At 66.9% G+C, this 10,298-nt stretch carries 12 protein-coding genes; 4 read left to right on the top strand and 8 right to left on the bottom strand.

The window, feature by feature from the left end; translation table 11 throughout:
- Positions 1-145: 145 nt before the first annotated feature.
- A complete protein-coding gene (locus ACTJJM_RS20645; RefSeq protein WP_010481760.1) occupies positions 146-715 on the bottom strand; it encodes a TlpA family protein disulfide reductase in 570 nt (189 codons plus the stop codon).
- Positions 712-1,986 carry a YihY family inner membrane protein gene (locus ACTJJM_RS20650; protein WP_010481763.1) on the bottom strand — a complete coding sequence of 425 codons (1,275 nt, stop codon included), beginning with the start codon at positions 1,984-1,986 and terminating at the stop codon, positions 712-714. Before ACTJJM_RS20650 ends, ACTJJM_RS20645 begins: the two co-directional genes overlap by 4 nt.
- A gap of 77 nt (positions 1,987-2,063) precedes the next feature.
- On the opposite strand from ACTJJM_RS20650, the gene wrbA reads away from it, so the two are divergent.
- The 3 genes from wrbA to ACTJJM_RS20665 all read left to right on the top strand — a co-directional run bounded on the left by wrbA (position 2,064) and on the right by ACTJJM_RS20665 (position 3,554).
- Complete coding sequence (gene wrbA, locus ACTJJM_RS20655) at positions 2,064-2,657, top strand: NAD(P)H:quinone oxidoreductase (RefSeq protein ID WP_049453839.1); 594 nt, start codon at positions 2,064-2,066, stop codon at positions 2,655-2,657.
- A complete protein-coding gene (locus ACTJJM_RS20660) occupies positions 2,654-2,989 on the top strand; it encodes a DUF2069 domain-containing protein (protein WP_049408967.1) in 336 nt (111 codons plus the stop codon). Before wrbA ends, ACTJJM_RS20660 begins: the two co-directional genes overlap by 4 nt.
- 79 nt (positions 2,990-3,068) lie before the next feature.
- The gene (locus ACTJJM_RS20665) at positions 3,069-3,554 is read left to right on the top strand and encodes an asparaginase domain-containing protein (RefSeq protein WP_010481766.1); all 486 of its coding nucleotides are present in this window, start codon (positions 3,069-3,071) and stop codon (positions 3,552-3,554) included.
- A 120-nt stretch (positions 3,555-3,674) separates the two neighbouring features.
- Here ACTJJM_RS20665 and ACTJJM_RS20670 read toward each other — a convergent pair whose 3' ends face one another.
- The 6 genes from ACTJJM_RS20670 to sufT form a co-directional block, all read right to left on the bottom strand.
- Entirely contained in the window at positions 3,675-5,414 is a 1,740-nt protein-coding gene (locus tag ACTJJM_RS20670; RefSeq protein WP_029379778.1) for a S8 family peptidase, read from the bottom strand.
- Between the two features lie 364 nt (positions 5,415-5,778).
- A complete protein-coding gene (locus ACTJJM_RS20675; protein WP_440865941.1) occupies positions 5,779-6,801 on the bottom strand; it encodes a M23 family metallopeptidase in 1,023 nt (340 codons plus the stop codon).
- A 1-nt stretch (position 6,802) separates the two neighbouring features.
- Positions 6,803-7,138, bottom strand: coding sequence for a transcriptional regulator (locus ACTJJM_RS20680; protein WP_010481771.1), 336 nt, complete (start codon positions 7,136-7,138; stop codon positions 6,803-6,805).
- Positions 7,135-7,791, bottom strand: coding sequence for a hypothetical protein (locus tag ACTJJM_RS20685; protein ID WP_423165754.1), 657 nt, complete (start codon positions 7,789-7,791; stop codon positions 7,135-7,137). Before ACTJJM_RS20685 ends, ACTJJM_RS20680 begins: the two co-directional genes overlap by 4 nt.
- Before the next feature lie 174 nt (positions 7,792-7,965).
- Positions 7,966-9,060, bottom strand: a complete 1,095-nt coding sequence (locus ACTJJM_RS20690; protein WP_010481775.1) for a branched-chain amino acid aminotransferase — start codon at positions 9,058-9,060, stop codon at positions 7,966-7,968.
- Positions 9,061-9,119: 59 nt separating this feature from the next.
- On the bottom strand, positions 9,120-9,671 hold the full coding sequence (sufT, locus tag ACTJJM_RS20695; RefSeq protein WP_005415385.1) for a putative Fe-S cluster assembly protein SufT: 552 nt from the start codon (positions 9,669-9,671) through the stop codon (positions 9,120-9,122).
- A 122-nt stretch (positions 9,672-9,793) separates the two neighbouring features.
- Here sufT and ACTJJM_RS20700 point away from each other — a divergent pair, with 122 nt between their 5' ends.
- Positions 9,794-10,213, top strand: coding sequence for a hypothetical protein (locus ACTJJM_RS20700; protein ID WP_010481778.1), 420 nt, complete (start codon positions 9,794-9,796; stop codon positions 10,211-10,213).
- Positions 10,214-10,298 lie beyond the last annotated feature (85 nt).

Raw genomic sequence — 10,298 nt, forward strand, 5'->3', positions numbered from 1 at the left:
GCTTACATGGACGTACTTGCAGCGGCCCCCGCAACCGGACCCACCCCGCCATCCCTCAGGAGACCCGCCGTTGCTTCGGCTGTTGCTCTTGCTGTTGCCTTGGCTCGTAGCGGGTGCAGGGCCTCAGGCCCTGCCGACCAACCCACTACTTGGCAGCAGCGATCTGCTTTTCGATGTCGGCGGCCGTCACCGGGCCGAGGAAGCTGTGCGCCAGCTTGCCCTGCGGGTCCAGCAGGTGCGTCAACGGCAAACCACGCGGCGTGGCGAAATCCGCCGGCGGGTCGAACGGGTCCACGATCACGATCGGATAGGTCACCGGATGCTTGGTCAGGAACGACTGCATCTCCGGCACCTCGATGTCTTCATAGGCCAGGCCGACCACCTCGATGTTGCTGCGCATCGCGTGCAGCGCCGACAGCTCCGGCATTTCCTTGCGGCACGGTGCACACCAGGTCGCCCAGAAATTCACCACCACCCACTTGCCGCGATGCGCAGCCAGGTCGTAGTCGCTGCCATCCACTGCCTTCATCTTCAGCGTCGGGAACTCGGCGGTGGTGCGTTCGGCCGGGGTCTCTTCGACCGGCGCCGGTGCGGTCGGCGTCGGTGTCTGTGCCGGTGGCTGGCTGCTGGCGGGGGTCGGCTCCTGGGCCGGCTTGCAGGCCGACAGCGCCAGCAGCAGGGCCAGCGGGAGCAGCAACGGGGTCTTGCGGGTCATGGCATGTCTCCGGAATCGGTGTAGATATCGCTGACCTTGCGCTTGAGGCGTTCGCGCAGGGGCAGCCGCAGATCGTCCAGTGCCGCCAGCGCAGCACGGCCCAGTGTGTCGTCGCGGTAGGGCAGATGCTGCTCGGCTACCGGGATGCGCAGCTGGGTGCATTCGTACAGATCGGCCAGGCTCACCTGGTCCAGGTCGCGCGAGAGCAGCCATTCGCCGCGTTCATCGCGGCGCAACAGGCCGATTTCCTGCAGGTTGCAGGCCAGGTCCTGCAGCAGCGAATCGGTCAGCATCGGCTCCAGACGCAGGATTTCATCGTCGGCCAGGCCCCTGCCCTTGGCACGTGCATGGTGGAAGCGGCCGAGCAGGCGCAGCAGGCCATAGAACTCGTAGCCCTGCGGCAGGCGCAGTTCCACCGGCTGGTAGCGGAAGGCCGCCATCGACGAGGACAGCGACGCGCCCAGCAGCACCGCCACCCAGCACAGGTAGATCCACAGCAGCAGGATCGGCACGAACGCCACCGTGCCGTAGAGCTTCTGGTAGGACTGGAAACTGCCCAGATAGGCGCCGATGCCCCACTTCACCAGTTCCAGGATGACCGCCGCGAGAATCGCGCCGGGTACCGCGTGCCGCCATTTCACGGTGTGGTGCGGCACCACCCGGAACATCAGCGTGATGCAGACGAACTCGATCAGGATCGGCGCCAGCCGCAGCGCGAACTCGGCCAGCCAACGACCTTCCTGGGTCCCGAACAATGGCATCGCGAACACACGCGCCGACACCGCCAGCGAAGCGGCAGCGAGCATCGCGCCCAACGTCAGCACGGTCCAGTAGACCAGGAAGCGGGTCAGCTTGGGCCGGGTCGAACCGACCCGCCAGATCTGGTTGAAGGTCTCTTCAACGCTGTTGAGGGTGATCAGCAGCGATACCACCAGCGCGATGAAGCCAGCGGCGGTGAGCTGGCCGGCACTGGCCGAGAACTGCCGCAGGTAGCCCTCCGCCGCACGCGCGGCGTTGGGCACGAAGTTGGAGAAGACGTAATCGCTGAGCTGGTCGCTCCAGCGGTCGAAGACAGGGAAGGCCGAGAGCACGCCGAACACCACGATGGCCAGCGGCACCAGCGCGAACACCGTGGTGTACGCCAGCGCCGCCGCTGCCTGGAACAGGCGGTCGTCGAGGAAGCGATGCCACAGGAAGCGGCCGAAACTGATGGCCCGTGCGCGATCCCGCGCGCGCTCCATCCACAGGTTGAGCGTATCCAAAGGTTCCATCGGCGAAAGGGTACCCGATGCGGAATGCTCGCAGGATAGCCATACTGGTGGCCACACGACGAGGAGAAGCGGGCACGATGGGCGAGATTCTGGTGCTGTACTACAGCCGGGGCGGTTCGGTGGCACGGCTGGCGCGCCAGATCGCGCGGGGCATCGGCGAAGTGCCGGGCATGACCGCGCGCCTGCGCACGGTGCCGCCGGTGGCCGCGGTGACCCAGACCGCGCAGCCGCCGGTACCCGACGATGGCGCCCCCTATGTGAGCGTGCAGGACCTGATCGAGTGCCAGGGCCTGCTGCTCGGCAGCCCGACCCGCTTCGGCAACATGGCCGCCCCGGTCAAGCATTTCCTGGATGGGCTGGGCGCCGAATGGGTCAATGGCACCCTTTCCGGCAAGCCGGCCGGCGTGTTCACCTCCACCGCCTCGATGCACGGCGGGCAGGAATCGACCCTGCTGTCGATGCAGGTGCCGCTGCTGCACCATGGCTGCGTGATCGTCGGCATCCCGTTCACCGAGCCGGCGCTGAGCCACACCACCAGTGGCGGCACGCCCTATGGCGCCAGCCACGTCGCCGGTGCCGCCGACGACCCGCAGCCGACCGACGACGAGGCGGTGTTGGCGCGCGCGCTGGGCCACCGGGTGGCCGACATCGCGCAGCGGCTGGCCCGATGAGCGCCGCGCCGCGCACGGTCCTGCTGCTGGCCCTGATGGGGCTGGCCGCGCTGTTCGCCGGCTGGTTCATCAATGACAAGCACTGGCTGGCCACCCAGCTGGTGTTCACCGCGCCGCCACTGGCACTGGCCATCGCACTGCGCCTGGGCTGGCGCAAGGCCGGTTTCTGGGCCTCGGTGCTGGCCCTGGGCTGGTTCAGCCACGGCGTGATGAGCGCCTGGAGCCACCCGGAGACGCGCTGGCTGGCGCTGATCGAGATCGCGCTGGCCCTGCTGGTGATCTTCAGCGCCAGCCTGCCAGGGCTGCGCGCCCGCTTCGGCAAGCGACGCTGACGCTGCGCCCGCCGGGCCGTATCATCTGTGTTCCTGGCCCCGCGCCGCTGTACCTGTCCTGGTTTCGCGCATGCACATGATGGAAGAGCTCCTGGTCGTCACCACCGGTGGCACGATCGACAAGATCTACTTCGACGACAAGTCGGACTACCAGATCGGCGACCCCCAGATCGGCATGATCCTGCGCGAGCTGGGCGTGACGTTCCGCTTCAACGTGATTCCGATCCTGCGCAAGGATTCGCTGCACATCAACGATGAAGACCGCGAACTGATCCGCGCCACCATCGCCGCGCAGCCGACCCGGCACGTGCTGGTGACCCACGGCACCGATTCGATGGTGCAGACCGGCAAGGTGCTGGCGACGATCCCGGACAAGACCATCGTGATGACCGGCGCGCTGAGCCCGGCGCGTTTCCGCGGTTCGGATGCGGAGTTCAACATCGGCTGCGCGATCGGTGCGGTGCAGTCGTTGCCGAGCGGCGTGTACATCGCGATGAACGGGCGGATTTTCGACCCGCAGCACGTGCGCAAGAACGTGGCCGCGAACCGCTTCGAATCGGTTTGAGGAACGGCGTGCCGACCAGGGTCGGCACCCACCACGACGCGGCGGCACGCACCACCGCGCGGCCCCATGCAAAAACGCCCCGGCCTAAGCCGGGGCGTGCCCATGGAGAGGGGCTTGGGCTCAGTACTGGGCGTTGAGGGTCAGGCCCGAGAAGGTGCTGTACGCCTTCACCCGCACATACCAGGTGCCGGCGGCGGGGCTGTTGACGGTGCAGGTTTCAGCATTGCCGCTCAGGTACGGACGGCAGGTGTACACCGTGTCGGTCGGGGCACTGCCCTGGCGCAGATACAGGTCGGCGTCACCGCTGCCGCCACTGATCGCCACGCGCAGCTGGGTGCTGCCGGCCGGAACGTTCACCGTGTAACTCAGCGAAGCGCCGCTGGCGGCGCCCAGGCCGGTCACCGGAACGTTGTTCTGCAGCACGTTGCCACCCGGGTTCGGGCCGCCGCCGTTGATCGCTGCAGCGACCGCCGCGTCGGCGTCGATGATGCCGGCGCCGCAGCCACCCGAGCAGGCGCCCGGCAGCGGGCGTGCGGTGCTCTTGATGATGCTCTCCACCTGCGCCGGGCTCAGCGGGCTCGGGGCTACGGATTGCATCAGCGCGACCACGCCGGCCACGTGCGGTGCCGCCATCGAGGTGCCGTTGTACGAAGCGTAGCTGGCACTGCCCGGGGTAGTGGTGCCGCTGTTGAGGGTGGACAGGATGCCCTGGCCCGGTGCCGAGATATCGATGCCGTTGCCATAGTTGGAGAAGCTGGCACGCGCACCGGCCGAGGTGGTGGCCGCCACCGCGATCACGTTCGGGCAGTTGGCCGGCACCGACGAGGACACGTTGGTGTTGCTGTTGCCAGCGGCGACCACCACGGTGGTGCCACGGCCGACAGCGCCATTGATCGCGTTCTGGTAGGTGGTCGAGCAGCTGCCACCGCCGCCCAGCGAGAGGTTGATGACCTCGGCCGGATTGGCATTGGCCGGCACGCCGCTGACGCTGCCGCCAGAGGCCCACACAATCGCGTCGGCGATGTCAGAGGTGTAACCGCCGCATTTGCCGAGCACGCGCACCGGCACGACCTTGGCGTTGAATGCGGTACCTGCCACGCCGGTGCTGTTGTTGGTCACCGCCGCCACCGTACCGGCCACGTGGGTACCGTGCCAGCTGGAGTTCGAGCCCGGGTAGCCCGCCTGGCACTCGTTGTCGCCGTACCAGTCGCCCTCATCGTTCGGGTTGTTGTCGCGGCCGTTGCCGTCGCGCGCCATCGCCGCGTCGCTGATGAAGTCGTAGCCCGGCAGGATGTTGGCATTGAGGTCGGCATGGTTGGTGATGCCGGTGTCGATCACCGCCACGACCACACCGGTGCCGGTAGCCTTGTCCCAGGCCGGCCGGATGTTGATGCCGGCATTGGAGGTGCCGAAGCCCCATTGCTCGCTGAATCGGGTGTCGTTCGGGGTCAGCGTGGCACGCATGATCTGGTCGACTTCAACGTATTCCACGTTCGGGTCGGCGGCCAGCTTGCGCATCAGCTGCTCGGATTCGGCCTGGTCGAGCGGACGATCGGTCTTGACCAGGGTCGGGCCGACGGCCAGCTTGCGGACCTGCTGCAGGCCCAGCGCGCGGCCCTGGCTGCTGGCCAGGCCGGCGGCGGCACTCTTCAGTGAAGAGGCCAGTGCGGTGGTGTTGGCCACCGGCGCGCTGCCGTCGCGGTACTTCACGATGAAACGCTGGTGGGTCTGCGCGGACTGCAGGCCGCTGAGCTGGACATCACCGGCCAGCGCAGGCGTGGCCAGCAGCAGCGATGACAGGACGGACGCACCAAGGACCACCCACACTCGACGCACACGCGGTTGCGTTACCTGGGACATCGTATTTCCCTTTCTTGTGGTGTGAATGCCGGAATCGGCAGAAGCACCGGCCCGAACCCTGGGCTGGCTTGCATTGGCGAGGTTCGAAGTCCGGCGAGCCAGCGGATCCCCCTTCCGATCCGCCGTGCAGATGACGCTAAAGACCAAAACCGGACACCACAAGATTTTCAGCGTCTTTTCAGCAAGATGAAATGTTCGTTCTGAGACTTCCCGGGTCGAGGGTTTGTGAAGGTGAAGGAACTTTCTCGTGCCCTGCACGCACCTGACTGGGTCATCACATGTCCTGCAATGACTTTGCCGACATCGGCGTCCACTGCTGTCACCAACGACCGCGAGCGCCTGCCCGCCGCGTCGGACGCGCTGACTACTTTGCCTCCGGAACGCGCGCCGGCCGGATGCGCTGCCCTTTGACCGGCTCGCCGCGTGCAATCGGCTGGCCATCGGCCACGTAACCGGAGAACTGTGCCGGCAACGCTTCGCCGACACCGAACACGGGCCCGGCCTGCAGCTGGTAGTGCAGGTGCGGCTCGGAGGAGTTGCCGCTGTTGCCACAGTCACCGAGGTGCGCGCCGCTGCGGACAACCTGTCCCTGCGCAACGCGCACACTGCCCTGGCGCAGGTGCGCCAGCACCGAGTACTCCTCATTGCCGTGGTCGAGGATGACGCGGTTACCGGTGAGCTGGGCGGCATTCATCTGGCCCGGCACGTTGTCGGCCACACCCTCGATCACTTCCACCACCGTGCCATCGGCTGGCGCGAGGATCGGGCGACCGAAGCAGTAGTAGTCATCGTTGCGCAGCCCATCGCCACGGTGCGAGCGGCCATCGCGGAGCACCAGCAGATCCAGCGCGAAGCGCTGGCCGGCATGGGCCGCATGGTAGTTCTGTTCGACAGTACGCCCGCCCCAGAACACAAAGTACTCATCGTCGAACGGCAGTTGCAGCCGTGTGCGGGTCTGGTAGTCGAGGAACCCGCTCGCCGCTGCCTGCGGCGGTGCGGTCTGTAGCGGGCGGATGTAGAAGCCGCCGATCCGCCCTTCGGCATCGATGGCCCACAGCACCTGGATGATGGCCGGGCTCCTGGCGAAGCGCGCCTGTCGCAGATAGGTGTCGAATCCATCAACCTTCTCGACCTTCTCACTGACCAGCTCGGTTTCTGCGCCCCAGCCCGCCAGCACCTGCTCGCGCAGCGCCACCAGGCTCTGCGGGGACTGCAGCCCCGCCTGCATCTGCGGCGTCATCCGTTCCCACAGTGCGTCGACGTGCCCTTCGTAGAACTGCGTGGTCAGCGTGGCGCCTTGTTGGCGCGGATCTGTGGCCGCAGCCGCACTGGTGAGAGCAGAGAAGGAAACAACCAGAACTGCAAACAGGCGCGGAAGCAATGTCATGTCAGGGGTCCTTTCGATCCGGATCGGGAAGGCCGGCAACGATGGCCGCCAGCTGCGTGCGGTACTCGGCCAGGGCAGTGCGGCCCCTCGGCGTCAACTGCAAGGTGGTCAGTGGGCGCTTGCCGCGGAACGACTTGTCGATGGCGACCAGACCTGCCGCTTCAAGCTTGCTCAGATGGCTGGAGAGGTTGCCCTTGCTCAACCCGCTGAGATGCTCGACAAATCCGAACTCGGCGGATTCGGCACCTGCCAGGATCGACAGAATCAGCAGGCGCGCCGGCTCGTGGATCAAGCGGTCGAGCTGGAGCAGCGCTCTGGAATCAGGCAGCTGGGTCATTCGACGTTCGTCCGCGCCGCCATGAACGCGCGCATCGCCACCTGCAGCCGCTGGAAGCGCTGGTGGTCACGCCAGCCGACCACGATCAGTGCGATGGATGCCAAGGGGAACACCGCGGTGCTCGGGCCGAAGCCGTACGCCTGCCCGGTGAAGGCCAGCGCGGCCTGGCACAGCAGGAACACGCCCACGATGAACTCCAGCGGTGTCCGCAGCCAGCGCCACACCACCCAGGGCAACAGTGCCACCACGGCCAGGTAGCCAATGGCGCGCAGGTCCCAGGCGCGTTCGCCCATCGGTACCAGCCGGGTCAGCACGCTGCCAATCACCAGCACGCTTACCAGCGCGGTGAAGGCGATGAAGAAGCGCTGGAAATTGCGTTCGACCGGCGTGACCTGCTCTTCGACCTGGCCCAGCCGCTGGTAGTAGCGGCGTGCCATCCATTGCTTGCCGACGATCCACAGCACCGGCACGGCAATCAGCACGACGCGCAGCGCCAGGGTGGTCGGCAACAGAGCGCCGGCAAGAAACGAGGCCAGGCAGGCGATGCCGCCTGCCATCGCCGACAGGCCCCCGGCACTTCGCGAATACCGCGAGTATTCACGGGTCAGCGCCTGCAGGCGCGAGGAAGGATCAATGACGGACGGCTGCTGCATGACACGCTCCATCGGGGTCGCTTGAACTTAGTTTGCGTTGCAAACCTATTTGCGTCAAGTAATTACCTGCTGCGGTCTGGCGGGCGGGCCCACAACGCAGAAAGCCCGTCACTGGGACGGGCTTTCCAGAGGCGCAGTCGAGCATGGCTCGACGCTACGGTTCGGCGTGGGTGATCAGCCCAGCTTGACCAGCCAGTTGTGGCGGTCCGGCAGGCGGCCGTACTGGATGTCGGTCAGTTCCTTGCGCAGCGACATGGTCACTTCGCCGGCCGGGGCATTGATGTCCCCCACCGAGAAGCCCTCGCCCTTCAGCTGGCCGATCGGGGTGACCACCGCCGCGGTGCCGCAGGCGAACACTTCGGCGATCTCGCCGGAGGCAACGCCGTCCTTCCACTCGTCGATGCTGACCTTGCGCTCTTCGACCTTCATGCCGCGGTCGCGGGCCAGCTGCAGGATGCTCTCGCGGGTAATGCCCTCAAGGATGCTGCCCGAGAGCTGCGGGGTGACCAGCGTGCCGTCCTTGTAGACCAGGAACACGTTCATGCCGCCCAGTTCTTCCAGGTACTTGCCTTCGACCGGGTCGAGGAACAGCACCTGCGAGCAGCCCTGTGCCTGCGCCTTCTGCTGCGGCAGCAGCGAAGCAGCGTAGTTGCCGCCGCACTTGGCGGCGCCGGTGCCGCCCTTGGCTGCACGCGCGTATTCGGTGGACAGCCAGATCGACACCGGGGCGACGCCCTTGGCGAAGTACGGGCCGGCCGGGCTGGCGATGACGTAGTAGCCGGCCTTGTGCGCGCCACGCACGCCGAGGAAGGCTTCGTCGCCGATCATGAACGGACGGAAGTACAGGCTCGACTCATCGGCCGACGGCACCCAGGCGCTGTCGACAGCGATCAGCTGCTTCAGCGATTCGACGAAGATCTCCACCGGCAGTTCCGGCAGCGCCAGGCGCTGCGCCGAACGCTGCAGGCGACGGCCGTTGGCATCCGGGCGGAAGGTCCAGATCGAACCGTCGGCATGGCGATAGGCCTTGATGCCCTCGAAGATTTCCTGGCCGTAATGCAGCACGGCTGCAGCCGGGTCCAGCTGCAGCGGGCCGTAGGCGCGCACGTTGGCGTTGTGCCAGCCGGTGTCCTTGTCCCAGCGCACTTCCACCATGTGGTCGGTGAAGTGCAGGCCGAAGCCCGGCTTCTCCAGGATCTGGGCGCGCTCTTCAGCGCTGCGCGGGTGGTCCGAACGGGTGACGGCGAAGCTGGGAATGGACTGGGACACCGGAGATTTCCTGTTCTGGTTGCGGGTAATGCCGGGCCCGCGTCACTGCGGGCCGTGGGTCAAAGCATGCCGGTCTCGAGCCGGGCCGCCTCGGACATCATGTGCTGGTTCCACGGCGGGTCGAATACCAGGTCGACGTCGGCCTCGGCCACCGTCGGGATCATTTCGAGCTTGCTGCGCACGTCGTCGACCAGGATCTCGCCCATGCCGCAGCCCGGTGCGGTCAGGGTCATCTTCACATCGATCTCGCGCTTGCCTTCGTCCAGGTGCTTGATCTCGACTTCGTAGACCAGGCCCAGTTCGACGATGTTCACCGGAATTTCCGGGTCGAAGCAGGTGCGCAGCTGCTGCCACACCAGCTGTTCCACCTGTTCATCCGTGGCATCGGCGGGCAGCTCCAGCGGTGCCGGCGCCTCCTTGCCGATGGCGTCGCCGTCCTTGCCAGCGATGCGGAACAGGTTGCCCTCGACAAACACCGAATAACTGCCACCCAACGCCTGGGTGATGTACCCATAGCTGCCGGCAGGCAGGGTCACGGTATCGCCCTGCGGGACCATCACGGCCTCGCAATCGCGTTCGAAGTGGACAGGTTCGCTGCTACGGGAATACATGGGGACCGATATGGGGCCGTGGCCGGGGCCACGCAAGACGGCATTCTAGCCCAGCCGCCCTGCGGCCGCCGGTGCACTGCGGCAAACCACAGTATCCTGTGGGTGATCTTCAGGGAGCTTCGATGTCCTCCAATGCCGCGCGTGCCAGGACCGTGACCTGGCTCTGGCCCATCATGCTGTTGCTGGGTCTGGTTGTTGCTCCCCTTGCCTGGATGGTGCTGGCGCTGATGACCGGCCGGCAGGTCGGCTGGATGGCGGTACTGACCGCCCTGGAACTGGTGTTCATGCTGCGCATGGGTACGCTGGGCCCGGGCCGGTTGCGCATCGCGCTGGTCGTACTGGGCACGCTGCTGGTGGCCGCCGTGGCCAACTGGGCCATCGCCAGCGCCTGGATGGGCGGCTCGATCGGGCTGGATCTGTGGGACGCCACGATGCGGATGGGCCCGCACCTGGCCTGGACCCTGATCACCCTCGCCAATGGCGCAATGGAATGGCTGTGGCTGGCCCTGGGCGTGGCCGTGGGCGCCTGGCTGGCGCGCTGACCGCGCAGATTCACGCCACGCGTGGATGAGGGTAGCGGGGGGGGGGGGGGGGGGGGGGGGGGGGGGGGGGGGGGGGGGGGGGGGG

It is taken from the genome of Stenotrophomonas sp. 22692 (assembly GCF_052045015.1).
Lineage (GTDB): Bacteria > Pseudomonadota > Gammaproteobacteria > Xanthomonadales > Xanthomonadaceae > Stenotrophomonas > Stenotrophomonas geniculata.